24 protein-coding genes are annotated in these 24,275 nt (G+C 62.5%); 12 read left to right on the top strand and 12 right to left on the bottom strand.

The features are described 5' to 3' along the window. Positions 1-17: 17 nt before the first annotated feature. From O1W68_RS04535 to O1W68_RS04520, 4 genes are all read right to left on the bottom strand, one after another. Positions 18-1,052 (bottom strand): adenylate/guanylate cyclase domain-containing protein, encoded by a 1,035-nt coding sequence (locus tag O1W68_RS04535; protein WP_269301666.1) that lies wholly within the window; start codon positions 1,050-1,052, stop codon positions 18-20. Further along, positions 1,045-2,460, bottom strand: a complete 1,416-nt coding sequence (locus tag O1W68_RS04530) for an HAD-IB family hydrolase (protein WP_269301665.1) — start codon at positions 2,458-2,460, stop codon at positions 1,045-1,047. Before O1W68_RS04530 ends, O1W68_RS04535 begins: the two co-directional genes overlap by 8 nt. Then, complete coding sequence (locus O1W68_RS04525) at positions 2,460-4,805, bottom strand: glycerol-3-phosphate 1-O-acyltransferase (protein WP_269301664.1); 2,346 nt, start codon at positions 4,803-4,805, stop codon at positions 2,460-2,462. Before O1W68_RS04525 ends, O1W68_RS04530 begins: the two co-directional genes overlap by 1 nt. Before the next feature lie 184 nt (positions 4,806-4,989). Continuing rightward, positions 4,990-6,465, bottom strand: coding sequence for an MFS transporter (locus O1W68_RS04520; RefSeq protein ID WP_269301795.1), 1,476 nt, complete (start codon positions 6,463-6,465; stop codon positions 4,990-4,992). 184 nt (positions 6,466-6,649) lie between these two features. Between O1W68_RS04520 and O1W68_RS04515 the strand changes: the two genes are divergently transcribed. From O1W68_RS04515 to O1W68_RS04505, 3 genes are all read left to right on the top strand, one after another. After that, positions 6,650-6,868, top strand: coding sequence for a hypothetical protein (locus O1W68_RS04515; RefSeq protein ID WP_269301663.1), 219 nt, complete (start codon positions 6,650-6,652; stop codon positions 6,866-6,868). 46 nt (positions 6,869-6,914) lie between these two features. Next, entirely contained in the window at positions 6,915-7,634 is a 720-nt protein-coding gene (locus O1W68_RS04510) for a DUF6319 family protein (RefSeq protein ID WP_269301662.1), read from the top strand. 78 nt (positions 7,635-7,712) lie between these two features. Then, positions 7,713-8,369: a serine protease gene (locus O1W68_RS04505; protein ID WP_269301661.1), complete on the top strand. Its 657-nt coding sequence runs from the start codon at positions 7,713-7,715 to the stop codon at positions 8,367-8,369. A 274-nt stretch (positions 8,370-8,643) separates the two neighbouring features. Here O1W68_RS04505 and ilvD read toward each other — a convergent pair whose 3' ends face one another. From ilvD to lppU, 3 genes are read right to left on the bottom strand one after another with little or no spacing between them, the layout of a single operon-like run. Continuing rightward, positions 8,644-10,365, bottom strand: coding sequence for a dihydroxy-acid dehydratase (gene ilvD, locus O1W68_RS04500; protein WP_269301660.1), 1,722 nt, complete (start codon positions 10,363-10,365; stop codon positions 8,644-8,646). 51 nt (positions 10,366-10,416) lie between these two features. Further along, positions 10,417-11,865: an MFS transporter gene (locus tag O1W68_RS04495; protein WP_269301659.1), complete on the bottom strand. Its 1,449-nt coding sequence runs from the start codon at positions 11,863-11,865 to the stop codon at positions 10,417-10,419. Between the two features lie 47 nt (positions 11,866-11,912). Then, complete coding sequence (lppU, locus tag O1W68_RS04490) at positions 11,913-12,518, bottom strand: LppU family putative lipoprotein (RefSeq protein ID WP_269301658.1); 606 nt, start codon at positions 12,516-12,518, stop codon at positions 11,913-11,915. A 132-nt stretch (positions 12,519-12,650) separates the two neighbouring features. Between lppU and O1W68_RS04485 the strand changes: the two genes are divergently transcribed. From O1W68_RS04485 to O1W68_RS04475, 3 genes are all read left to right on the top strand, one after another. Next, on the top strand, positions 12,651-13,697 hold the full coding sequence (locus tag O1W68_RS04485; RefSeq protein ID WP_269301657.1) for an ATP-dependent DNA ligase: 1,047 nt from the start codon (positions 12,651-12,653) through the stop codon (positions 13,695-13,697). 1 nt (position 13,698) lies between these two features. Then, positions 13,699-14,781 (top strand): DNA polymerase domain-containing protein, encoded by a 1,083-nt coding sequence (locus O1W68_RS04480; protein ID WP_269301656.1) that lies wholly within the window; start codon positions 13,699-13,701, stop codon positions 14,779-14,781. Positions 14,782-14,957: 176 nt separating this feature from the next. Further along, the gene (locus tag O1W68_RS04475) at positions 14,958-15,653 is read left to right on the top strand and encodes a GAF and ANTAR domain-containing protein (RefSeq protein WP_269301794.1); all 696 of its coding nucleotides are present in this window, start codon (positions 14,958-14,960) and stop codon (positions 15,651-15,653) included. Between the two features lie 3 nt (positions 15,654-15,656). Here O1W68_RS04475 and O1W68_RS04470 read toward each other — a convergent pair whose 3' ends face one another. The 5 genes from O1W68_RS04470 to O1W68_RS04450 are packed head-to-tail and all read right to left on the bottom strand — an operon-like array spanning position 15,657 to position 19,972. Next, a complete protein-coding gene (locus O1W68_RS04470; protein WP_269301655.1) occupies positions 15,657-16,916 on the bottom strand; it encodes an EAL domain-containing protein in 1,260 nt (419 codons plus the stop codon). Then, a complete protein-coding gene (locus O1W68_RS04465) occupies positions 16,913-17,533 on the bottom strand; it encodes an SAM-dependent methyltransferase (protein ID WP_269301654.1) in 621 nt (206 codons plus the stop codon). The genes O1W68_RS04470 and O1W68_RS04465 overlap by 4 nt, the downstream gene beginning before the upstream one ends. Beyond that, a complete protein-coding gene (locus tag O1W68_RS04460; RefSeq protein WP_269301653.1) occupies positions 17,530-18,294 on the bottom strand; it encodes a PIG-L deacetylase family protein in 765 nt (254 codons plus the stop codon). Before O1W68_RS04460 ends, O1W68_RS04465 begins: the two co-directional genes overlap by 4 nt. Further along, the gene (locus tag O1W68_RS04455) at positions 18,291-19,232 is read right to left on the bottom strand and encodes an acyl-CoA dehydrogenase (RefSeq protein WP_269301652.1); all 942 of its coding nucleotides are present in this window, start codon (positions 19,230-19,232) and stop codon (positions 18,291-18,293) included. The genes O1W68_RS04460 and O1W68_RS04455 overlap by 4 nt, the downstream gene beginning before the upstream one ends. A gap of 8 nt (positions 19,233-19,240) precedes the next feature. Further along, positions 19,241-19,972 (bottom strand): glycosyltransferase, encoded by a 732-nt coding sequence (locus O1W68_RS04450; RefSeq protein ID WP_269301651.1) that lies wholly within the window; start codon positions 19,970-19,972, stop codon positions 19,241-19,243. On the opposite strand from O1W68_RS04450, the gene O1W68_RS04445 reads away from it, so the two are divergent. The 6 genes from O1W68_RS04445 to O1W68_RS04420 all read left to right on the top strand — a co-directional run bounded on the left by O1W68_RS04445 (position 19,973) and on the right by O1W68_RS04420 (position 24,274). After that, a complete protein-coding gene (locus O1W68_RS04445; RefSeq protein ID WP_269301650.1) occupies positions 19,973-20,104 on the top strand; it encodes a hypothetical protein in 132 nt (43 codons plus the stop codon). It abuts the gene before it with no gap. 77 nt (positions 20,105-20,181) lie between these two features. Further along, positions 20,182-20,724, top strand: coding sequence for a DUF6764 family protein (locus O1W68_RS04440; protein ID WP_269301649.1), 543 nt, complete (start codon positions 20,182-20,184; stop codon positions 20,722-20,724). A gap of 53 nt (positions 20,725-20,777) precedes the next feature. Then, positions 20,778-21,368 (top strand): HdeD family acid-resistance protein, encoded by a 591-nt coding sequence (locus O1W68_RS04435; RefSeq protein WP_269301648.1) that lies wholly within the window; start codon positions 20,778-20,780, stop codon positions 21,366-21,368. Between the two features lie 95 nt (positions 21,369-21,463). Then, positions 21,464-22,381, top strand: a complete 918-nt coding sequence (locus O1W68_RS04430; RefSeq protein ID WP_442972270.1) for a L,D-transpeptidase — start codon at positions 21,464-21,466, stop codon at positions 22,379-22,381. Between the two features lie 76 nt (positions 22,382-22,457). Continuing rightward, positions 22,458-23,387 (top strand): carbohydrate ABC transporter permease, encoded by a 930-nt coding sequence (locus O1W68_RS04425; RefSeq protein WP_269301646.1) that lies wholly within the window; start codon positions 22,458-22,460, stop codon positions 23,385-23,387. After that, positions 23,384-24,274: a carbohydrate ABC transporter permease gene (locus tag O1W68_RS04420; RefSeq protein ID WP_269301645.1), complete on the top strand. Its 891-nt coding sequence runs from the start codon at positions 23,384-23,386 to the stop codon at positions 24,272-24,274. Before O1W68_RS04425 ends, O1W68_RS04420 begins: the two co-directional genes overlap by 4 nt. The last annotated feature ends 1 nt before the right edge of the window (position 24,275 follow it).

Raw genomic sequence — 24,275 nt, 5'->3', positions numbered from 1 at the left:
TATCGGTCCGCGGACGGCTACCGTTCCTTCGGTCGATCGTCCGCGCTTCTGCGCAGTGCATGCGGCTTGAGTTTGTGGAAACCACGCACCCGCAGGGATCTGATGGCTTTGAGGCGGAACTCCGAGTCGCCGTCGAGCATCTCGGTCATCGCGGTGTCCACCAGAATGGTTCCCGGATGTGCCGAACTGGTAAGTCTGGCAGCTATGTTGACGACCGAGCCGTACAGGTCGCCGTACCGGGCGAGCACGGATCCCCATGCCAAACCGATACGGAGTTCGGGTATGTCCCCGTGTGCCTCGAACGCATACTGGAGATCGAGAGCGATGTGAGCCGCATCTTCGGCGGTCTGCGCACTGAACATGACCTCGTCGCCGACATTCTTGATGACGGACCCGCGGCCACGGGCAATGATGTTCGTGGCGATCGACTCGAACTCCTCGAGCAGAGTCGTCAGTTCCTCGATACCGAGGCGTCGGGTCAGGCTGGTGTAGCCGACCATGTCCGCGAATCCGACGGCGAGGGTGCGGCTGGTGGTTTCTTCGGTCGGGCCGGCGATGGACCGGCCTGCGGTGGCAGCCAGATGTCGACGCCAGGTGTAGGACTGCAGGGCTTCGAGAGTGGGAACTGTTTGCGCTGCAATGGATCTCGCGTCACGTCGAATCGCGTCGAGATCGGCCGGGTCCTCACTGGCGGTATGAGAGGTGATTCGATCCAGAATGTGGGAATTGACCACGGCCACCTGCCATTCGGCGAGCCGGGACATCGACTGCCCGAGAGTACGCGCGATGGCGACCTCCATCTCCGGCTTGATCACTTTCTGTTCGGTGAGGCTCGTGATCAGTCGCAGCGCATCGAGATCGGCATCGGTGTACACGACCGCGGAGGGGTCGGTGTGGACCGGAAAACCCATCGCGATCCACAGCTGCACCACCCGTTCGAGCGGAAGGCCGGACTTTTCGGCGATATCGGCCCGCGTGTACCTGCGTTCGCCACCGAGAAGTGTGTTCTCGATCTCGGTCTGCACAACCGAACTGATCTGATTGTCAGTCATATCCCAGCGTTCTGTCGAAATACGATCGGACGTCCTCGATGTAGGAGTCGAGCTTGTCCGGTTCCCAATCTGTGGTCGGAATCGGTTCGCCGACGGTCACCTTGACGGTACCGGAATGCGCCGTGAAGTCCTTCTTCCACATCACGTCGCCGGCATTGTGGATGACGATGGGAACGATGGGGACCTTGGCCTGCATCGCCAGATGAAAGCCGCCCTTCTTGAAGCGTCCCAATCTGGAGGTGGGCATTCGAGTGCCTTCGGGTGCGATCGCGACCGAGATACCCGAATGCAATTTCTCGATGGCGGGGAGCAGCGCTTCACGCGCCTTGGCCGGATCGCCTCGATCGATGTAGGCGACGTCGAAAATCATTCCGAGCAGGGCAAACCTAGGATCGCGCTCGAGTTCACGCTTGGCGACAGCGGTGATGTCCCGGCGAAGAATCGAGGTGACGATCAGTGAATCGGCCGCGCTTTGATGATTGAACATGAACACTGCTGGCCGCGCGGACCAGGCATTCTCGGTGCCGGTGACGTCGAGCTTGATGCCGGCGAGCGTCAAGGCGATGTCCGGTGCGACGGTGGAGGTGATGTTGGCGCCGGTCCGCCGACTGCGCGTGAGGATGCCGAGCCCGATGCCGATGCCGGCGCTGGCGATCACTGCCCCCATCGCAGCGGTGCTGCGAACTGCCGAAGTGAGATCGGTTCCACGTCTAGGGCTTTCGAGGCGCAATATCGGCCACCCTGCCTTCTTTGCATAACGGTCGAGCTCGGCGTCAGGATTCAACGCGACCGGCCGTCCGGCTTCGAGCAGCATCGGGACGTCCTCGCCGCCGTTCGAGTAGACGAAGCATTCTGCGAGATCGAGTTTCTCGCGCTCGGCGTAGTCGGTGACAGCCTGGGCTTTTCTCGGTCCCCACAACGAATTTCCGACCAGTTCACCAGTCAGAAACCCGTCGGTCACGCACAACAACTCGTCGAACATCATGTCTTCGCGTACCGGAATCGCCTGGTACGGAGTTGCCGACGTGGCAATGATCAAGCGATGGCCCGCATGCCGGTGCGCTTCGACGAGAATGCGAGCCTGCGGGTAGATCATCGGTGCAATCTCGTTGCGGAACAACGTGTATGCCTGCGTCATCAGGTCTTCTTCGCGGCGACCTTCCAGGCCCTTGACAGCCTTGCCCATCAAATTGTCGACGGGGGAGTTCCGCATTCGCATCTCGACGACTGCACTCGAGATTTCCCACAGTTCGCGCACCGTCACATCGAGCGTCTTCAGTCGTTCCAGGAACACTGCTTTCGCAGAGAAGCCGTTGATCAAGGTGCCGTCGAGATCGAAGAATGCTGCAGTGCCCGGTCCCGCGGGCGCCTCGGCGATAGCAGTCAACTGATCGGCCAGCTGAGTCATCAGCCCTCCTCTCCCGGCTCGTCGCTGTTCGTTGTGTCACTGCAAGGCGAGCCGTCCGGTGAGTTGATCGGATCGACCTCGTTCAGCTGACGACGAGCCATGTCGCGAATCAATCTGGCTTTACGTGCCCATTCGTTGATCTCCCGGGCGAAGTCGCGTCGGCACTGGGCAACATTTTCGCCGGCGGGATCGATGAGGTTGCGGTTCTCGGCCAATTGCAGAGCGGTGTCGAACAATTCGCCTGAAATGGACTCGCTGTGGTCGAGCTGCTGTCGCAGGCGACGGGTCTGAGCGGCACCCAAGCATTGGGCGATGAAGACAGGCTTGTCGAACTCCGCATCCACCGGCAGCAGCATCAACTGATCGGCAACGACCTGATATGCCTCCATGATCGGCTGCAGAACGCGGTGTGCGAGGTGCAAGTCCTGTGATTGAAGTTGTTGCACTGCGTAATCGGGGTCGGACAGGTTGGCTCGCCAGTTCGGATCGATGAGTTCGACTTCGGTCTCGAGTCGTTCACCGAACTCCTTTTTGTCACCGAAGAAGAATTCGAATTTCAGCAGGTCACGCAGTGCGAGTGCGGACGCCCACATCGACTCCGGCGTCGATGCCGTTGTCTGACCCTGATCCGGCAAGGTGACCAGTTCGCCGATCGCACGCATGACGAAGTAGTGAATTGCGTTGTTGCGGAAGAATGCTGCGACCAGATGTTTGTCCTGAGCAAGGTAGAACACCGGCTCGGGGCCGTCGTCGAATCTCTTGACAACACCCGCCGCCACCTGCGCGACGACGGCCGCGCGCACCACGTCGACCTCGCTGATATCGACACCACCTGCCGTGGGCAACCCGCGCCGGCGGATGTACGAAGCGAGTGGGGCGATGATGGCCCACATCTCGTGGACGTTCAATGCCCGGTCTTCGATGCCGAGCAATGCCATCGTCACCAGTGCCGCCGGGGTGACCGGTGTCGAATTGTTGATGGCGTGCGCGACGTTGATGGCGATCCGCTGGACCGCAACGCGCTTGTCCTCGCTTGCATCGACGATGGATCGGACAGAGATCGGCTCGCCGAACGTCAGGTATACGTTTCCGCGTAGTTTGCCCTGCGCGCGAACGTATCCGAGCGCCATTCGAATGCCTTCTGCCTGCTTCTTCGCGCCATGCGACTCCGCGGCCATGGCACCGACCTCGTGCAAGCGGTCGTAGGTGATAGAGGTCGGGACCAGATATACATCCTCGGCGTCGCTGTTCTCGAGTGCATCGACGAGGTAGGTGAGCAAGCCGAACCGCGGTGGCCGTAGTTTGCCCGTTCGGCTGCGTCCACCCTCGATGTACCACTCGAGGTTGAAGCGTTTGCTCAGCAGAAAACTCATGTACTGACGCAGCGTCCACTTGTAGATCTCGTCGGAGAACTTGCGTTGGATGAGTACAACGCCACTGCGTTTGGCTATCGGGCCCAGCGGCCAGAATCCGACGTTGATTCCGCCCATCACATGGTTGAGTGGGAGCCCTTCCGCGAGCAGCGCTGGTCGAAGGACCAGGGGGTCGAGATAGGAACGGTGGTTCGGGAGGAAGACCAGCGGATAGCTTTTGTTGAGTTCGCGAACCTTCTGCAACCCAGTCCGGTCGACGTCGACGCGGTATGCACGCGAGAAATACGCGCCGAGCGTTCCCCACATTTCCACCGCCCGTCGAGTCTCGGTGGCGACCATCTCGTCCAAAATCTTGTGCACGCGACGTTCGACGTCGGCGATGTTCTCACCGACCTTGGTGGCGAGTTCTTGCATCCCGTCATGGAACTTCTTCTGCTCCGTCATGTCCTCGACGACGAAACGCGGGATCTTGTACTCGGAACCGATGACGCCACGCTCGGCGCGATCGAGCGCGAGGCTGGCCTGTCTATGAATGAAGGATGAGAGCGAAGTTCCACCCACCCGATCGAACCTCGACTGCAGATCGCTGAGCGTCGCCGGCTCGCCGACCAGGACTGCCGAATGATCCGGGTCTTCGCCCGCAACCCAGCGATCCCATGCCTTGGTGGGCATCGAATTGCCGCGCGGTTTAAATATCCGGTAGAGGATGCTGCCGCGCTTCTTCTCTGTCAGCGTCACTCTCAGTGGCACGAGAAGCGGGTCTTCGGCGATGCCGCGAACCGTGTCGGCGACTTGGTGCGATGCTTCACCGGACAGAACGACCGACGGGGGACGTTGGGTGCCTTCTGCAGTCGTCGCGTCGATCCACTGGTTCAAAGCCTGAACCTCGAGTGTCGAGGCAGCGTCCAGAAGATAAACCTGCTGGCCATCGTTGGTCTTCTGTAAACGCGAATCGACGTGGTACACCGACATGCTCCTGTTCCGTGCCTAACGCAGGCACGCATGTCAGGCTACGCGGAAGCTCTGGTAGATCAGTGGGTTTCCGATACCGATCCCGTACCGCGTGTGCTGCCCGGACGTCACGTATGGTCGATCGAGTAGTGGTGGTTCTTCGGCCATCCGTTTAAGTGTTAACCAAAGTAACTTGTACTTTAAGTTACACTAAAATCCTTTCGGCTTTTCTGCTCGGTGCCCACGCTGCCGTCAAGACTGCGGCGAAGATCAGTACGACGCCGAGCGCTATCGACGCCTCGTGCATTCCGGATACGAACGCTTCCCGAGCAAGTGTCTCCAGCCTTGTACCTTGGGGTCCGGCCATCTCTGCTACGGCCAGGGACGAGGCCAACGAGTCTCCGATAGCTTGCTGCGCCTCGGGTGGAGCCATGGCCGCTGTCGGTTCGATCGATCTCGAATAACCAACGGCCAGAACACTTCCGGCTAGAGCGACGCCGATTGCTGCTCCGATCTCTCGGGCCGCGTCGTTGACCGCGGATGCGACTCCCTGTTTGTCCTCGGGAGTATTGGACACGATTGCCGAGGTAGCAGGTGCCGTGCAGAGGCCGATCCCGATCGCGGAGATGACCAACGGCACCGCGACGTCGATGTAGTCGGAGTCGATACCGAGGCGCGTGAGCAAGAACAGAGACGCCGAAAGTACGGTCAGGCCGGCTGCGGTGAGGACGCGCAAGCCGACGAGGCGCAGCAACCACGGCGACAGCACCGACAGTACGAGCACGGGTGCTGCGATGGGCGCCAATGCGACCGCGGACTGTAAAGGCGAATAGTCGAGGACCAGCTGCAGGTATTGAACGATGAGGAAGAACAGCCCGAAGGTCGCGAGGAACTGTAGTAGCAACGACACCGATCCCACGGCGAAGGCTCGGCCCCGGAACAGTCGGACATCGAGAAGTGGGTGGAACCGGCGCGACTCGACGACAGCGAACGCCCCGGCTGCGGCAAGGCCGGCAACCAGTCCGATGAGAACGAGCGGGTGCAACCACCCCCGAGCAGGCCCCTCGATGACACCGAACACGAAGAGTGCCACCGCAGCCGCGATCAGAACGGCGCCTGGGACATCGAACGGATCGGCCATGGGAGCGCTCGAGGGGCGCAGCGTGCATGCCAGTACGGTGACCACCACGGATACGAGGGCGAGAGCAAAAAAGATCGAGTGCCAAGACCATAGTTCGAGGAGGAGGCCCGAGGTGAGGAGGCCGGCTACGGCGCCCGAGCCTGCGACGCCTGCCCAGATCCCGACAGCGCGGGAGCGCGTGTGTGGGTCGAACTCGGCGGTGATCAACGCTAGCGTCGCCGGCATGACCAAGGCCGCGCCGACTCCGGCAGCCCCGCGGGTAGCGATCAGCCATTCGGGGCTGTCGACGAGGATCGGCATTGTGGATGCCGCTCCGAAGAGTAGAAGCCCGAGGACCAGCATGCGACGTCGGCCGTAGCGATCGCCGAGGGCTCCGGCCGGGAGGAGTAGGCACGCCAACGTGAGGGTGTACCCGTCGACGATCCAGGTGAGCTGGGCCTGAGTCGCGCCGGTGTCGCGCGCGATGTCCCCCAGCGCGGTGTTGAGAGCCGCCATGGCCGAGACCACCAGCGCCACGGCCATGCACGAGACGGTGAGCATCCATATTTGAGTACGAGTCACGAAGTTCCTCCCCGGCTGAACGAGACTGGCGGTATCGTAGCGAAACCAACGGTTTGCTCGGGCCGGTTCCCGCAGTGCCGACGGAGGGCTCGTTGCGCGTGCATCGGGACGTCGTCGATCATCGTCGCCTGCGCGACGAGCAATGCCACCAGACGCTCCCGGCGTGCGCGCTCGTATCGTGGAGCAGTATCGGATGCCCTTCGATCAGGTGCTTCATACCGAGGAAGCCAGAGAGCGGCTCGGTCAGGTCGACTCCGACCTCGTGGTCGCGCAGCTTCTCGGTCCGATCCTGTTCACCGAACTGGCGACACCGACTCCGCTGGGGCCCGTGCAGTGCGCAAGAATCGTCGACGACTTCCTAGCTGGGTACAGTCCCGCCTGAGTCTGTGGGACAGTGTTCGCAAACACTTTCGAGAGAGGCCGCTTGGATGCCACCGCGTAGACGATCGCCGAAGACCGACGCACTCACGCCCGAAAACCTGGAAAGCCTCGCCGCCGCGGTCGCCGGAGGGCGGCGCGCCACCGTTTACCTGATCGAGGCAACGCCGAGCCTCGGACTCCCCGAAGGCACTTCTGCGAAGGTCGTGTCCGTGGACGGCAACACCGTCACCATCTCGCCCAAGGGCGTCAACGACGAGCTTCCGTTCGAGGCCGAGGAACTGCGAATGACGCGCAACCCGGCGTCGGAGGTCACCAAGGCCACACCCCAGGCCACCAAGCCGGCACCGGCAAAGGTCGAGATAGCCGAGTGGACCGAACCTGTGGCGCCCCCAAAGCCGGTCAAAGCTGCTGCTGTCAAGCCGGTACCTGCGCCGTCGCGACCGGCTGTGGCTCCGAAGCCGCTTGCAGCGCGCAAGGGTAAGAAAGGCCCCGACAGCGTCAGCGTCACCATCCATGCCGGCCCGGACAACGATTGGTCGGTGACAGTCACGCACGGTGCGCGTCGCCCGGGCAAGGCGCAGCCGGTTTCGCCGGAGTCGGTCTCGCGTGCCGTACGAGAACTCGGCGACGACTCGGCACGGGACGCCGTCGAGGCTGTCATCTCACACGCACGCGAGGAAGCAGCACAACGCGTAGCAGAACTGAGCCGGCAACTCGAGGTAGCACGATCCACGCTCGCTGCACTGGAGCAGAAGGAAACGGAGTGAAAACAAATTTCCCCGCGCACTCGTCCATCGGTGCTACTTATTGCTAGTGTCTGCGGACACCGCTGGAGAGGGAATACATTGTTGAAGAAGTTCATGCTGGTTGTCGTCGCGGCCGCCGCCGTTGCAGCCAGTGTCGGGGTAGGGACCGCATCTGCTGCAGCGCCGGCGGTTCTGGGAGGGGGCTCCGGAATCATCGTGGGCAACAGTGCCGAGTGCACGCTCACCACGATCGGTAACGACGCAGCAGGTCGCCTGGTCGGAATCACCGCTGGTCACTGCGGTGGCGCGGGTGCAACAATCGCGGCCGAGGCCAACACCGACGCCGGAGTCGTAGGACGCATCGCATTCTCCAACCCTGAATACGACTACGCGGTCATCGAGTTCGATCGCGCGAAGGTCGTCCCGGTCAACCGGATCGGCAACGTCACCATCACCAACGTCGGCCCGCCGACGTCATTCCCCAACATCGTGTGCAAAGAGGGCCGCACCACCGGCAACACGTGCGGTATTGCGTACGGCGACATTCTGCAGTCCCAAGAGACCTGGTCTCAGCTGTGCGTCGTCGAAGGTGATTCGGGAAGCCCTGTCGTCGTGGGTACAACGCTGGTCGGCATGGTCAACGCCTACCTCGGCATCGCCTGCTTCGGACCCGAGGTCGGAACCAACATCGATGCGATTCTTCGTCACATCAACGCAGGGAACGCAGTAGGAACCGGGTTCAGCCCGATTCCTTAACGCATACTTCTTGCCCGAGTGGGCCGTCACGACAGTTTCGACTGTTGCGACGGCCCACTCGTGTTTCTCGGCTCTCACGCTCGCAGTGGGGCATTGTTCGAGCGACCGCCGACCGCCGACCGCTGGCCGCCGGCCGACCGCAGCCGGCCCCATCGCTTCAATGTCACATTCATACGATTGGTTAGCTTGAGGTGGCCATTCAAGCGACCGCCGGCCGACGTAACCGCCATTCAAGCAACCGCCGGCCGACGCAACCGCCGGCCGGCGCGAGGAACTAGATGAGCACGGCACCCTGGGATGCCGAGCCGACAAGTTTGGCGTACTTCGCCAGCACACCACGCGTGTACCGGGGAGGTAGTGGCTCCCAACCCTGCTTACGCTGTTCGAGTTCTTCTTCGTCGACGAGTAGGTCCAGTGTGCCTTTGCCGACGTCGAGGCGGATCTGGTCGCCGTCGCGTACGAGGGCCACTGGGCCACCGTCGACGGCTTCGGGTGCGACGTGACCGACGCAGAGGCCTGTGGTGCCTCCGGAGAAGCGGCCGTCGGTGAGTAGCAGGACGTCTTTACCGAGGCCTGCGCCCTTGATGGCGCCGGTGATGGCGAGCATTTCGCGCATGCCTGGGCCGCCCTTGGGTCCTTCGTAGCGGATGACGACGACGTCACCTGCGGCGATGGTGCCGTCTTCGAGTGCGTCCATTGCGGCGCGTTCACGTTCGAAAACCCTTGCAGTGCCGGTGAATACGTCGGAATCGAATCCGGCGGATTTGACGACGGCACCCCCGGGAGCGAGGGAGCCCTTGAGGATGGTGATGCCGCCGGTCGGATGGATGGGCTTGTCGAGTGCGCGCAACACCTTGCCGTCGGGGTCCGGGGGTGCGATGTGAGCGAGGTTCTCGGCCACGGTCTTTCCGGTGACGGTGAGGCAGTCGCCGTGCATGAGCCCCGCGTCGAGCAGTGCTTTCATGACCACTGGGACGCCACCGATGGCGTCGACGTCGGTCATGACGTGCTTGCCGAACGGCTTGACGTCGGCGAGGTGTGGAACTTTGGCACCGACTCGGACGAAGTCGTCGAGGGTGAGTTCGACTTCTGCTTCGTGGGCGATGGCCAGTAGGTGCAGCACGGCATTGGTCGATCCGCCGAAGGCCATGACGACAGCGATCGCGTTCTCGAATGCTTCTTTTGTCATGATGTCGCGTGAGGTGATTCCGCGGCGAAGGAGTTCGACGACGGCTTCACCGCTTGCGTGGGCGAATCCGTCGCGTCGACGGTCCGGCGCGGGCGGGGATGCGCTGCCCGGCAGTGACATGCCCATGGCTTCTGCGGCACTGGCCATCGTGTTGGCGGTGTACATGCCGCCGCAGGCACCTTCACCGGGGCAGATTGCGCGCTCGATGGTGTCGACGTCGGCGCGCGACATCAGTCCGCGTGAGCAGGCACCGACGGCTTCGAACGCGTCGATGATGGTGACTTGGTGCTCGCTGCCGTCGGACAGCGTTGCGAAACCAGGCAGCGTAGAACCGGCGTAGAGGAAGACGCTGGCAAGGTCGAGTCTTGCGGCAGCCATCAGCATGCCGGGCAGCGATTTGTCGCAACCGGCGAGTAGTACCGATCCGTCGAGCCGCTCGGCGCTGACGACGGTCTCGACGCTGTCGGCGATCACCTCGCGAGATACCAGCGAGAAGTGCATGCCTTCATGACCCATGGAGATGCCGTCGGACACCGAGATGGTGCCGAATTCGAGCGGATAACCGCCGGCGGCGTGCACGCCGACCTTCACGGCTTTGGCGAGGCGCTCGAGCGAGAGGTTGCACGGGGTGATCTCGTTCCACGACGACGCGACGCCGATCTGAGATTTACCCCAGTCCTTGTCACCCATCCCGACGGCTCGAAGCATGCCGCGCGCAGCGGTCTTCTCCAAACCGTCCGTGACGTCTCGGCTACGTGGCTTGACGTCCGGTGACTGTTTGTCCGAATAATCCTGCGGGGTCGACATGACACTCCTGACCTGTTTGCGTGGATAGGGGGCTGTTATCCAAGGGCAAGCCTAAACCTGCTGTCGCGGAGTCACCGCCGGGGACGACACGTCGCAATGTGGGAGGCAGTCGACGGATTCGGGATCGGCGCGACGCTCGCCCCTGATCATCGCCGCCGCGACGATCGCCCCGAGGACGAGTAGTCCAGCGCAGATGCCCATTGCCGTGTGAAAACCTGCGGAGAATACGGCGGGGTTGTCGTAGTCCACGCCCGAGATACCGGCGAGCCCGGGCAGTGCGGCGACGGCCAACAGTTGGCTGGTTCGCGCGAGGGCATTGTTGACGCCGGAGGCGGTACCGGCCCGATCGGAGGAGACGGCGCCGAGTACAGCGCCGGTCAGTGGTGCGACGAGCAACGACAGTCCGAGGCCGAACACCAGGACGGCGGGGAAGACGTGGAGGAGATAGGTCGAGCCCGGTTCGATGCGCAGCATCAGCAGCAGGCCGACCGCTGCGACGAGCGGCCCGATCGTCATCGGCATCCGCGGCCCGATGCGCTGGGCCAGGCGGCCGGTGCGAGAAGAGAGGGTCAGCATGAGAATGGTGATCGGCAGTGTGGCGACACCGGCTGCGATAGGCGAGTAGTTCAACGCCAGTTGTAATTGCAGTATCAGCAGGAAGAACACTCCACCCAGCGCCGCGTAGACAGCCAACGTGACGAGGTTGGCCGCGAGAAAGAGTCTGGAAGCGAAGAGCGACGGCGGAACCAGTGGGTTTTTCGTTCGCAGCTCGATGACGACGAAGATTGCGAGTGCCACGACGCCGAGGCCGACGAAGACCCACAACGATTCGATGAACCCGAAGGTGAGTAGGCCGAGCGCCAGCGCGACGACTGCGGCGCCGGGGAGGTCGAGCCGACCGTGTGCATTCGGGTCGCTGCTCTCCGGCACGTGCTTGCGCGCGACCCATACGACGACGATGGCCAGCGGAATGTTGAGCATGAACACCGAGCGCCACCCGGCAATTTCGACGAGCCATCCGCCGAGCAGCGGGCCGACGGCCGATGCGACGCCGCCGAGCCCGGACCACAGGCCGATTGCGGCGCCGCGGTCGTCGGGGTGAATCGAGGCCGAGATGAGAGCAAGACTGCCCGGAGTCAGTAGCGCGGCGCCGACTCCCTGGACCAGCCGGGCAGCGATCAGCACCTCGATGTTCGGGGCGAGTCCGCACAGAATCGACGCGAGCGCGAACCAGACGGTGCCCCAGATGAACACCTTGCGACGTCCGAGCCGATCGCCCAGTGCGCCGCCCAACAGAATGAGCGACGCGAGAGTCAGCGTGTATCCACTGATCGTCCATTGCAGCCCGGAGACACCGGAATCGAGATCCCGAGCGATGTCCGGCAGGGCGACGTTGACGACGGTGCCGTCGAGCATCGCCAGTGAGGAACCGAGGACGGTGGCGGCGACGATCCAACGTCCCCGCGAGGACGCCAGTGGGACCGACGCTTCAGCGTTCACGTGCGCAGTCTGGCACCGATCGCTGCTCGAGACACGTCGAATTCGAGCTACAGATCCTCGACGCAGACGATGAAGTTGCGCTCGTCGTAGGCGTAGCCACTGGTGGCAGGATCCGAGCAGTCGTTCACCTCGGTAGTGCCGGGCAAGATTTCTACGACTCGAACCGTCTCTGTGCCGGGCGTAGTGCAGTCGGCTCGCACCGGGTCGTCACCGGAGACCTCCATGCATCCACCGACCACCCAGTCGACGTCCAGGCACAGTGCTCCCTGCTCGACGCCTCGTAAGGTTTCGTAGTAGTACTGGTCGGCGTCGCTGATGCACTCGTCACCGGAAGGGGCTTTCGCGATCACCTTGTAGTTGGAGGCGGGGCTGCCGCACGTCGCGTTGTCGATGTCGGCATCGTCGAATGTGCCACCGAGCTCGACGCACTCGCCGATCTCTACGTCGATGTCGATGTCGATGTCTTCCTGAGCGGGAGGAGGCCTCGATGTCGTTGCTGTAGTGGGATTCGGACCGGCGTCGGCGGCCGGAATCGCCCGAGGAGTGATGTCGGAGCTACAGCTCGCAACGATCGACGTTGCACACGCCAAGGCGGCCGACACCGCGAAGAAACGGCGGACGGCGCCACGAAGTGGACGGCATGAGGTGGTCATCTTCCAAGATCCTGAATTCTTTCGAGTGAACATCGAACGCGGTCCGGTAAAAGTATCTGACGACCCGGCAAAGTGACACTCTGCCGATCTTTTTCCACGTGGTTGTCGGTGGTATGAGGCAAGATCGACCAGGTGGACCTACCTCTCGCGTGGCCTCTCCAGCCGATGCTCGCCAAGGCGGCCAAGGCAGTACCCAAGCAGCCTGCCGATGGGGACGCCGAATGGTCGTACGAGCCCAAGTGGGACGGCTTCCGCTCCATCGTCTTCCGCGACGGAGACGAGGTCGTACTCGGCTCTCGCGGGGGCAAGAATCTAGCGAGATATTTCCCCGAGTTGATCGACGCAGTTCGTCGTGAACTGCCCGATCGGATCGTCGTCGACGGCGAGATCGTGGTGCCACGTGAGATCGACGGTCGGACGCGACTCGACTGGGATGCGCTGTCGGAGAGGATTCACCCGGCCGACAGTCGAGTGAAGATGCTGGCAGAGAAGACGCCGTCGATGTTCGTGGGCTTCGACCTTTTGGCGCTCGGCTCGACGGATATGACGGGCGAGCCGTTTCGCAGCCGTCGAGCCCAGCTTCTCGAGTCCGTCGTGGGTGGCACGCAATGCCAGGTCACCAGTGCCACCGACGATGCGGCCACTGCCGAGGATTGGTTCGAAAGATTCGAGGGTGCAGGCCTCGATGGCGTTGTCGCCAAGAAGCTCGACGGCCTGTATCTGCCGAACAAGCGAGAGATGATCAAGGTCAAGCACGCGCGGACGGCAGACTGCGCTCTCATCGGATATCGAGTTCACAAGTCGGGTAAGGGAATTGGGTCTCTGCTGCTGGGCCTGTACGACGGCGACCAGCTCCGGATGATCGGCGGTGCGTCGGCGTTCACCGACAAGCGACGGGTGGAATTGCTCGACGAGCTTGCGCCTCTGCGCGTAGGGGAGGATGTGGTCTCCGACGCCCAGGCGAACAGATGGACTTCGAACAAGGATCGCAGCTGGGTGCCGCTTCGAATAGAACGCGTCGTCGAAGTTGCCTATGACCAGATGGAGGGTGAGCGGCTTCGGCATGCGGCGAGATTCCTTCGGTGGCGACCGGACCGAGACCCCATGTCGTGCACGTACGAGCAGTTGGAGGTCCCGGTGCGTTACGACGTGGCCGATGTCATCGCGGGCGGTAACTGAGATGGCTGCGAAGACGCCGCCGGCGTTCGTCGATGCTGGTGGGCGTGAAGTGCGCGTGTCGAGCCCTGACCGCGTCATCTACGAGGCAACCGACCGGACTCCGGCGATCACCAAATTGGCTGTCTGCGAGTACTTCGCAGCGGTCGGTGAGCCACTTCTACGGGCTGTAGGCGCACGACCGATTGCCATGGAACGGTGGCCCGACGGCTTTCGTGATGGCATGAGGCTTGCGCTCGGGCCGCAGGACAAGGAGGGTGACGGTTTCTATCAGAAGCGGCTGCCCAAAGGCGCGCCCGAATGGATCGAGACAGTGAAGGTCACGTTCCCGAGTGGCCGTATGGCAGACGAATTGTGTCCGAGTGAATCTGCTGCGCTGGTGTGGGCCGCGCAGATGGGCACGCTGACATTCCATCCTTGGCCGGTGCGAAAGTCGGACCTGGACCACCCCGACGAGCTTCGGCTCGACTTGGATCTGCAGCCTGGTACGACCTTCGCCGATGCGCAGCGGGTGGCGGAGGTGACCCGCGAGTTGTTGGCCGAGCTCGGCCTTCGTGGGTACCCCAAGACGAGTGGTAGCCGGGGGATCCATATCTACGTCCGCATTCGACCGGAGTACACGTTCGAGCAGGTACGGCATGCAGCTATCGGTCTCGGCCGCGAACTGGAACGGCGTGACGAGGGTGTGACGACCAAGTGGTGGAAAGAGGAACGCGGCGAACGAATCTTTCTCGACTACAACCAGAACAATCGAGACCGAACCATCGCGAGCGCGTGGAGTCCTCGGGCTCGGCCGGGAGCGCCGGTGAGTACGCCTTTGACGTGGTCGCAGCTGGCTGCCGTCACCGATCCTCGTGATTACAACATCACGACCGTCCTCGGACACCTGGAGGACGGTGACCCGTGGGAGGACATGGATTCCGAGGCGTACTCGCTCGAGCCTCTTCTGGAGCTGTGGGAGACCCTGCCGGGTGGTGAGCTCAATTTTCCGCCCGACTACCCCAAGATGCCCGGTGAACCACCACGGGTGCAGCCGTCGAAGAAAGTTGCCGAACATTGGGACGAGCAAGGCAACCGCATCGAATGAGTGCGGGTTATGGGACCGCTCGGGCTGCCTTTACGGTTCGCCGATCAGTTCATCGCTGGTAACACGTGCTGTGCTGGGCGCTAAGCTTCCATTTTTGGCCGGTCGAAAGTCGATCGGTGTTCGCGGAGGTGATTCCCATCAGTGATCAGGTTCTCGGTACAGAGTTGCCGACGCGGATGCCATTCGACTTGGATCTGAGTCGACGACTGGCCGCAGTCGCGCGGGATTTGCGTCTTCAGCACCATGATCCGGACAAGGTTCTCGCTGCGATCACCGAGTCCGCGGTCGTGAACGTGCCCGCTGCCGAATATGCCAGCATCACCACGGTGCTGCAGGGCAAGTTCGTTTACAGCGCTGCGTTGTCCGGCGAAGTCGCGGCCGCGTGTGATTCCCTTCAGGAACAGTTGGGCGAAGGTCCCTGCCTGGAGTCGGCCATCGAACAGCGCACGATTCGGATCGACGATATGGATGCCGACGGCCGATGGCCGCGTTTCGCCGACGCGGCTTCCGCGCTCGGTGTCAAATCCATGATCTGTTTTCAGCTTTATGTGGAGGGGTACAACTTCGGCGCACTGAACCTCCACTCCTCGCGGGTGCATGCGTTCGGTGTGGACGCGGAGTCGATCGGCTCTCTGTTCGCCGCGCACGCCGCAATAGCATTTTCCAGTGCACGTGAGGAACAGCAGATTCGGGCGGCCTTGACCAGCCGTGACATCATCGGGCAGGCCAAAGGCATGCTCATGGAGCGGTACAAGCTCAGCGCGCAAGAGGCGTTCGCGTTGTTGTCGAAACTGTCGCAGGAGACGAACACGAAGCTCGCCGATATCGCCGACCGTGTGGTGGCCGATGCCGAGACGAACGCCAAGGCCTAGTTGCTAGAGCCCGGTTCGTTCCACGGGTAGGCGTGAAAGCAGGCTGCGCGCACAGTCGACGGTCAGTTGCGGGTCGTGACTGAGTACGTAGGAAAACCTGCGTTCCATGTCCGCGCCGGTGTCGCCGAAATCTTTTGCGGCTAGAACCGCCGAGAAATGCGGTGACAGAACCACTACGACCCACTCGTCGCACACCGGATCGCCTAGCTCCAGATCGGCTCCGCGTACCTTCGGTGCCGGTTCAGGGCCGATGCCGAGGGCGAGTGCGCCGACCAGTGCTGCCTGAGTTGCCATGACCTCCCACCGACGTGCGGTGAGCGCGGTGAAGTGTTCACGCTTCTCGAACGAACCGAGGATTACCGCGGTCTGCAGGGATTGGCTAGCAATGGATTCGAGCCCCTTGCTCATCTCGACGAGCAGTCGTTTGGTCGATGGCTTGCTGTCTCGACCCGCTGCGGCAAGTTGGTACGGCGAGGATCGTGGCATCGATCCACGTTCCGGTGAGGTGCGAAAGTTCAACGGAGACAGCTTTTCCGACGGCTCTACCGGCGACCGGTTCTGTTCGGTGAAGTAACGGCCCTGCCCGACGCGTGCACCCAGTGCGAGCGCGATGTGCACAGCTTCCTCGGTGTCGATGCCCTCGGCCATGACGATGGCACCGGTTCGTTCGGTGTATGCGGCGACGGCATTGACGACGCGGGCGGTGAACAGACTTGGTTTCCGGGTGATCAGGGAGCGGTCCAACTTGACTACGTCGGGTTCGAGCAGGGGCAGCAGGGCCAGGGACTCCGGCCGGACGCCGACGTGATCGACGGCGATTGCCCAGCCGAGGCGTCGAACGTCAGCGACGGCGCGTAGGAGCTGTGCAGGCCGGCGGATGAGTGAGGTTTCGTCCAATTGCAGGACTGCGGTGCCTGAACCTGTCTGGGCACGGTCGGGGAGATGTGGAAGCGAGTCGGGGTCGATGGCGATGAACAACGGAACGGCTTTCAACGCATCGGAGTCTGCGATACGACCGACGGCGCCTTCCCATCGAACCAGGTCGAGATCGACCGTCATGTTCATCGCGCGGGCGGCCGAGGCGAGTGCGGCCGGATCACCGAATGCCGAGCCTTCGGGGCCACCGACGATGGCTTCGTGTCCGATGACCTCGGAAGTCAGCAGGTCGACGAGTGGGACGAAATCGATGTGAAGGCTGCCCGGTCCGAGAATTGATTCGAGGCCCCCGCCGTCGAAACTCCTGGTCGAGGTGTCTCCGTTCATACCAAGCCCTCACGTCGCGCGACTGACTGCTGAGCGTCGCCGCGTGAGTGGGTGAAGACGTCCAACACGAAGTCCTCGTCCATGTATCCCCCTAGCCGTTCGAGTTCGGCGTTCTCGCCGATCACCGCGTGAACGCGATCTCCAGTCAGAGGGTAGTCCGTCACGTGATGACGCCAGTGCACTGCGAGAAGTGTGCCGCCCGGTTCGAGATGCGTCGTGGCAGCATCGACGGCCAGACGAAGGTCGGGCTCGTCGAGGTAGTACCCCACCTCGCTGAGCACGATCAAGTCGAACGGCTCCTCACCGGCCACAGCACTCCAGTCGTCGGTCAATGACCACTTCACGAAGTTCACTGTCTCATCATCGACGGCGGCGCGGGCGGTATCCAGCACGGAATCGACGATGTCGGTCGAGATCAGCGCCTCGCACCGCGCGCTCAACTTCTCGGTCAGAACTCCGACCGAGCAACCAGGTTCGAGGGCGCGACGGTAGCGCTGCCGGGGAAGGGAGGCGACAGTGATCGAGTACTTTCGCTCCTCGTACCAGTTGGCGCGCAACCTGAATGGGTCCGTGCCCTCGGCGTAGACGGCATCGAAGTAGTCCCCGTTCAGTGTCATCCGAAGATCACCTCACAGGGTCGAAGCAGGCGTTCCAGTGCAAAGGGAGGTAGCACCGCCCGGTCGGCCGGGTGCTCCGACAGTGGTGCAATTTGCGTCTGAAACTCCTGTACCGCAGCCTCTTTGGCTTTTCGCGCGTTGGCATCGAGATCGACCTCGAAGGCCCGACTCCACGGAATGTCGGGATGATCAGGGTAGGCCCAGTGCCACATCCAGATCGGGTACTCGAGGATCGCGATACCGGTGCGCGACGCGGCAGTGATGCAGGCGCGGGCGGTGGCCTCGTGGTCGGGATGTCCGTCTCCGCGCCATGCCGTCAGGCACCACGTTCCTGGGCCGCCGTGCATCGAATCGGTCAATACGTGCGCGAGTTCGTCCTCGTGCTCGGCAACAGCGCCGTCCTCGAACCCCAGACGCGTCGGAGCGGTGCGCACCCCCAGTCGTGCCACGGCTCGCTCCGACTCGCGGGGACGCTCGCACACGAGGTCGGCGGGCGAGAGCGTCGGCGAACCGGGATGTGAGGCGCCACCATCGGTGACCGCAACTACGGACACTTCGATTCCGGCGGCGGCAGCGATGAACATCAGCCCGCCGACACCGAGCACCTCGTCATCGGGGTGCGGTGCGACGACGATCAACTTTTTGCACCGAGTGAGATCGAGTGAGGGAAAGCTGCGATCCCATGCCCGCCACTCCGACTCCGGAGTTCCCGAATCCGAGTCTGTGTCGAACGAGTGGGTGATGTCGTCTCGGCCGCTCACCACGGATAGTCCTCCTTAGCAATGTCTTCACCCAATGCTGCCAGATCGCGCTCGGCGTGGCTCTGCCGCAGATACACGCTCAGATCCGCGACCCGCTGGGCGTGTGCCGCGTCGGCGCACAGGGGGCCTGCGCCCAGTGCTCGGCCGACGCGATCGATGGCTTCGGTGGCAGCGCTCTCGACGATGGCCCGTACTACCCGGGCACGAATTCGGCCCTGCCCATCGGAATCCATTGGATCGGAATCTATTTCGGCAGCAGCGGTCGTCAACGCGCTCGAAGCGGCACCCAGTGCGGCCGCGACCGCGCCCAGATGCGCGTTCTTGTGAGCATCACCGCCGGAGCGAGCCGCCGCATGCAGGGTGTCGGCCACCGCACATGCACTACCGAACCAGCACGACGCGACGCCGATGGCACCGTGCCAGAAACCTGGACGTTCGATGTAGGCGCCGGGTTCACCCACAGGTTTCGCCGAAGCACCATCGAACCGCACGGAACCCGAGTCGCTTCCTGCCATTCCGACTGCATGCCACGTATGTGGGATCGGTGAGCACCAACTCTGCGTCAGATCGACTGCGAACATCTGTGACCGGTCACCGACCTTCGCCGTCACGAGGGCATCGGTACAGATGTGGGCACCCGAGCACCACGGTTTCACCCCGGTGAGCTTCCAACCACCCTGGCCATGAACGGCCTGGAGTACCGGGGTGGGCGGCTCGGCTGCCCAGACGCCCCAGATCTGCCCGCGCCGGGGCTTCGGGCCGTCGAGTTCGGCGAGGATGGCGACGGCATCTGCGTGCCCCTCGGCGAGGCGTCCGAGCACGGTGTTCTCCCTGCTCAGCATTGCCAGGGCTTGCCACCGTGCATCAGTGTTACCTGCGCCGGGCAGCGGCAGGTCAGTGGACTCCTCGACTACCCATTTCCGCAGGCGTGAAGCCATGTCGGTTGTCACTGCGTCATCGCCGCTTCGAGGTTGCGCAGGTGCCCGGCAAACCCGTCGGGTGCGCGGCCGTCACGCCGATTCGACGTCGACACCGGGGAATCGCATGCGTACAACACCGGGATCGAGTTGCTCTCCACGCGGTGAATCAGATCCACGTCCTCTCCGGTCGGCAACGAACGGAACCCGCCGACGGCTCGATAGACGTCCGCACGGAGAGCAAGGTTGGCGCCATGCACGTGGCGGTGCCCGAGTTGGTTGCGGTAACCCGCTCGGTAGGCACGGTCGAGGCCGGCCGGCGCGGAGTCGAGATCGACGCGCACGGTGCCGGCGACGGCCTGGGCACCGCGCTGCGCATGCCGTAGGTGCGAGGCCAACCAGTCTGGACGGACCGTGCTGTCGGCATCGGTCGTCGCGTACCAGGTTTCGTGCAGATTCGTAGGTTGCAGCCCGGACGAGAGGCCCAGGGCAGCTCGAAACCCCGCCGCGCGACTGGATCCGACATTGCGGAAGTCGACCGATATCACCGAGCTCTCGTCCGTGTGCGCTGCCCACTCCGCGGCGATCGTCGCGGAATTGTCGGAGCAGGTGTCGAGTACCACGATGGTGCGTACGTCCACCTCTTCGACGGACGCGCGGGAGCGAGTCAATGACGTCAATGCTTTCTGCAGCAGGTCCTCCTCGTTGTGAACCGGCACAACGACGACGATCTGTCGAATACGAACCGAACAGTTTTTCACGTGTCCATCCTTCGCGGTAGCCGATCGCAAGGCTGGCACGGCGAAGCGTCCGGACCTGGACCGTCCGGCGAATTCGACGTCCGCGCATCCGACTCGACATCTTCTGCCGCCGGTGGCTCGACGGAATGCTGATAGGTCCGATAGACCCGCAAGGTAGTGCCCGTTAGTGGCACAATCCAAACACGGGTCGGCGGCTCACGAGGAAGGGTGTGGCGGTGTTCTTTCAACGTGGAATAGCGCGGAAGGTGGCGCTGGTGGCGGGCCCCGTGCTGATCGGTATTCCGTTGGCGTTGCTGACTACCGGAACGGCGCACGGAGCCGAGCTGTCCTGCGGTGGACAGCCGCCGGTGGAAAATGTGCTCGTCGACGGGACGAGTGCATGCGGAGTTCGCACCGACGCAACGAGTAACGCATTCGCCCATGCGCTCGATGCAGTCGCGTTCGCGCGCGCCCAGGTCGGTGGCAACGCCGTCGGTCTGGCAGAGGGCGGTGCCGTCGCCGCTGCCGAAACAGCGTCAGGCCAGGTCGGCGCACTTGCGTTCGGCCACAATGCGGTGTCGATCGTCTCGCCCGATCCCGGAGCCGTCGCGGTGGCTATCTCGCTGGCCCCTGGCCAGACGTTTGTCGGGACTGCTTCGGAAGGCGTGCGGTGTGACGCGGGAGCAGGTCTCGCACTGAATTTCACTACCGGACAGAGTTGCCTGTCCGACGGCACCACCGCCTGGAGATCTGGCGTCGTCTTACCTCAGTGAGTGGCTTTTGCAATCACAAATCTTCGCTTCGACAACATATGAGGGGGATGGCAATGTCGACACAGTTCAGCACCAACGAAGAGGCATTTCTGCGGATCGGCAAGGACCTCTGGTGGGCGGTTCTCATACGCGGAATAGTGGCGATCGTCTTCGGCATCGTTGCCCTGGCCTGGCCGGATGTCACAGTGTGGGCTCTGGTCGTCGTTTTCGGTGCCTACGCGATCGTCGACGGGGTGTCGGCCATCGTTCGGGCCGCTCGGTCGAGGAAGGTCGAATCGGGCTGGGTGTGGTGGATGCTCGGCGGATTCGTCTCGCTCGCCGCCGGAATCGTCGCGTTGGTGTGGCCGAACATAACTGCAATCGCTGTTGTCTTCGTCATAGGAATCTGGGCGATTTTGGGGGGAATTCTGGAGATCGCAGGATCTCTGCGACTACGGCGGCTCGACGGTGCAACGCATTGGGTAGGGCTCATGATCGCGGGTGTTCTCGAACTCCTCTTCGGCCTGATTCTGGTGTTCTTTCCTGGTAGCGGCATCCTGGGCATCGTCTGGCTGGTCGGTGTGTTCGCGTTGCTCTTCGGTATCGCATTCGTCGTTTCGGCATTTCAGTTGCGATCGATGGCAAAGAAGGCCGGAATGATCTGAATCGTCCGATTTCGATTCGCACAATGTCGGCCGGGTGTGTGTTAATGGATTTTGATCCACACGCTCGGGGAAGACTAAGGATGGACCGAACAGTTATGGCATTCGCATCTAGGACATCGCGCCGATTCGCCGTCCGCCTGTCTCTGGCGACCGTGACGGCTGCAGTGGGTATGAGTGCGCTGATCGCGCCGGCTCAGGCCGCTCCACTCTGGCCAGGCGGTCCCGAGGCGCCCACTCTACCCGCATTCCCGGGCTCGTCGGACCCAGCCGCGCCGGTGCCTCAGCCGCAGATCCCGCGCCTGGCACCTGCGAACTTCTCCGATCCGTCCATCAGCCCGTCCGGCGGTGACGTAGTCGGCGTCGCACAGCCGATTGCAATCCGTTTCAACGAGGTGATCGGCGATCGAGGTGCGGCTGAACGTGCAATTCGCATCACGACCTCGCCTGCTGTCGACGGCCACTTCTACTGGATCAACGACAGCCAGGTCAGGTGGCTGCCCAACGAGTTCTATCCGGCACATACTCAGGTCACCGTCGAAGCAGCGGGTTCGCGCACCGACTTCTCTACCGGCGATTCCGTCATCACCACCGCGGACGACGCGACCCACACCATGACGATCACGCGCAACGGTGAGGTCGTCAGGACGATGCCGACATCGATGGGCAAGGCCGGGCACGAGACGCCCAACGGCACCTACCTCGTCGGCGAGAAGTTCCGCGACATGTACATGGATTCGTCCACCTACGGCGTACCGGTCGATTCGCCCGAGGGATACCGCACCTACGTCGAGTACGCGACGCGCATCTCCTACAGTGGCATCTTCGTCCACGCCGCTCCGTGGTCGGTCGACTCGCAGGGCTACGAGGATGTCAGCCACGGCTGCCTGAACGTCAGCACCGAGGATGGGAAATGGTTCTTCGAGAACTCGCAGAAGGGTGATCCCGTCGTCGTCGTCAACAGTGGCGGTGGCACTTTGAGCGGCTCCGACGGCTTGGGTGACTGGAACCGCTAGTTCTTTCGCTTCGACGTTCTCGGTAGTTCGGGAGTAGTTCACCTTTCGTTCGCTGCGGGTGAGCACAGTCCCCCCGGTGAGTACAACGACCGAACGAGTGCTGCCCGCGGCAGGCCGGAGATCATTCTTCGGTCGGCCGTGGAGCGACTACGCACTGTTCCTTATCCTGCTGGGGCCCAATCTCGTTCTGCTGGTCGTGTTCACCTATCGACCGTTGATCGAGAACTTCCAATTCTCTTTCTACGACTGGAACCTTTCTTCGCCGACGTCGAAGTTCATCGGCTTGGAGAATTATCGCGAATGGTTTTCCCGTGACGACACCTGGACCATCGTCGGTAACACCGTGGTGTTCACGATTGCAGCAGTGGTCGGCAGCCTGGTGCTCGGTCTGGCACTGGCGATGCTGCTCGATCGAGCGCTCCGCGGTCGCAACTTCGTTAGGTCCGCGATCTTCGCACCGTTCGTCATTTCGGGTGCTGCGATCGGAATTGCCTTCCAGTTCGTGTTCGATCCGAACTTCGGTCTCGTGCAGGATCTTTTGCACCGAGTGGGCCTGACCTCCCCGGACTTCTATCAGGACCCGCACTGGGCGTTGTTCATGGTGACGGTGACATATCTGTGGAAGAACCTCGGTTACGCCTTCGTCATCTACCTCGCTGCGCTGCAGGGCGTCCGCAAGGAACTCATGGAAGCGGCAGAGATCGACCGCGCCGGTAGGTGGACCACTTTCCGTAAAGTTCTTCTCCCACAACTGCGTCCGACGACCTTCTTTCTTTCGATAACAGTCTTGCTCAATTCGTTGCAGGTCTTCGACATCATCAACGTGATGACGCGCGGCGGGCCGCTCGGAAACGGTACGACGACGATGGTGTTCCAGGTCTACGAAGAGACGTTCCGCAACTTCCGTGCCGGATACGGCGCAACGGTGGCAACGATCATGTTCGTCGTCCTGTTGATCATGACCCTCCTGCAGGTCCGAATCATGGATCGAGACGATCAGCGATGACACTTACCGCGCCGCGCATCGGCACCGAGAAGAGGTCGCCCGTCCGGGCCCCCGACGCGCAACGGAACCGACACCTGTCCACTGTCTTCGGATACCTCGCAATGGTGTTGGTGCTCATCATGATCGGGTTACCCCTGTTCTGGATTCTCATCACCTCGTTCAAGGAGCGGGGCGAGATCTATGTCCAACCGGTGACGTGGTGGCCGGGCGTATTTCGTCCGCAGAACTACGCCGAGGCGGTGACCGAAGTGCCGTTCTTCACCTATCTGAAGAACTCACTGATCATCACGGTCGCGACGTCGTCGATCAAGTTCGTTCTCGGTGTCCTGAGCGCGTACGGACTGGTGTTCCTCAGATTTCCGGGCAAGAACTTCGTGTTTCTGGTCATCATCGCTGCACTGATGGTGCCGAATCAGATCACGGTCATCTCGAACTATTCGCTGATCTCCGATCTGGGATGGCGCAACTCTTTTCAAGGCATCATTCTGCCGCTGGCAGGCGTGGCTTTCGGAACGTTCCTGATGCGCAATCACTTTCTGTCGCTTCCAGTCGAGATCATCGAAGCGGCACGAATGGACGGAGCAGGACCGATCAGGCTGCTGCTGCGTGTGGTTCTGCCATTGTCCGGGCCGACGATGGTCGCCTTCGCCATCATCACGATCGTCACCGAGTGGAACGAATACCTCTGGCCCTTCCTGATGTCCGACGACTCCTCCGTTGCGCCGCTGCCGGTCGGATTGACCCTGCTGCAGAACAGTGAGGGTTACACCAACTGGGGCGCGGTCATGGCTGCCACGATCCTCACCATTGCACCCATTCTCATCGTCTTCCTAGCCCTCCAGCGCCACATGATCAAAGGCCTCACCTCCGGTGCGGTCAAAGGCTGAT

Source organism: Rhodococcus sp. H36-A4 (assembly GCF_027158005.1).
Lineage (GTDB): Bacteria > Actinomycetota > Actinomycetes > Mycobacteriales > Mycobacteriaceae > Rhodococcoides.
This window is presented reverse-complemented; position numbering and strand designations above follow the sequence as displayed.

Bases quoted from the DNA above. Each gene is read 5' to 3' on its own strand.
- O1W68_RS04535 (WP_269301666.1), bottom strand. From the start codon at position 1,052: ATGACTGACAATCAGATCAGTTCGGTTGTGCAGACCGAGATCGAGAAC.
- O1W68_RS04530 (WP_269301665.1), bottom strand. From the start codon at position 2,460: ATGACTCAGCTGGCCGATCAGTTGACTGCTATCGCCGAGGCGCCCGCG.
- O1W68_RS04525 (WP_269301664.1), bottom strand. From the start codon at position 4,805: ATGTCGGTGTACCACGTCGATTCGCGTTTACAGAAGACCAACGATGGC.
- O1W68_RS04520 (WP_269301795.1), bottom strand. From the start codon at position 6,465: ATGCTCACCGTCTCGTGCATGGCCGTGGCGCTGGTGGTCTCGGCCATG.
- O1W68_RS04510 (WP_269301662.1), top strand. From the start codon at position 6,915: ATGCCACCGCGTAGACGATCGCCGAAGACCGACGCACTCACGCCCGAA.
- ilvD (WP_269301660.1), bottom strand. From the start codon at position 10,365: ATGTCGACCCCGCAGGATTATTCGGACAAACAGTCACCGGACGTCAAG.
- lppU (WP_269301658.1), bottom strand. From the start codon at position 12,518: ATGACCACCTCATGCCGTCCACTTCGTGGCGCCGTCCGCCGTTTCTTC.
- O1W68_RS04480 (WP_269301656.1), top strand. From the start codon at position 13,699: ATGGCTGCGAAGACGCCGCCGGCGTTCGTCGATGCTGGTGGGCGTGAA.
- O1W68_RS04475 (WP_269301794.1), top strand. From the start codon at position 14,958: ATGCCATTCGACTTGGATCTGAGTCGACGACTGGCCGCAGTCGCGCGG.
- O1W68_RS04470 (WP_269301655.1), bottom strand. From the start codon at position 16,916: ATGAACGGAGACACCTCGACCAGGAGTTTCGACGGCGGGGGCCTCGAA.
- O1W68_RS04465 (WP_269301654.1), bottom strand. From the start codon at position 17,533: ATGACACTGAACGGGGACTACTTCGATGCCGTCTACGCCGAGGGCACG.
- O1W68_RS04455 (WP_269301652.1), bottom strand. From the start codon at position 19,232: ATGGCTTCACGCCTGCGGAAATGGGTAGTCGAGGAGTCCACTGACCTG.
- O1W68_RS04435 (WP_269301648.1), top strand. From the start codon at position 20,778: ATGTCGACACAGTTCAGCACCAACGAAGAGGCATTTCTGCGGATCGGC.
- O1W68_RS04430 (WP_442972270.1), top strand. From the start codon at position 21,464: ATGGCATTCGCATCTAGGACATCGCGCCGATTCGCCGTCCGCCTGTCT.
- O1W68_RS04420 (WP_269301645.1), top strand. From the start codon at position 23,384: ATGACACTTACCGCGCCGCGCATCGGCACCGAGAAGAGGTCGCCCGTC.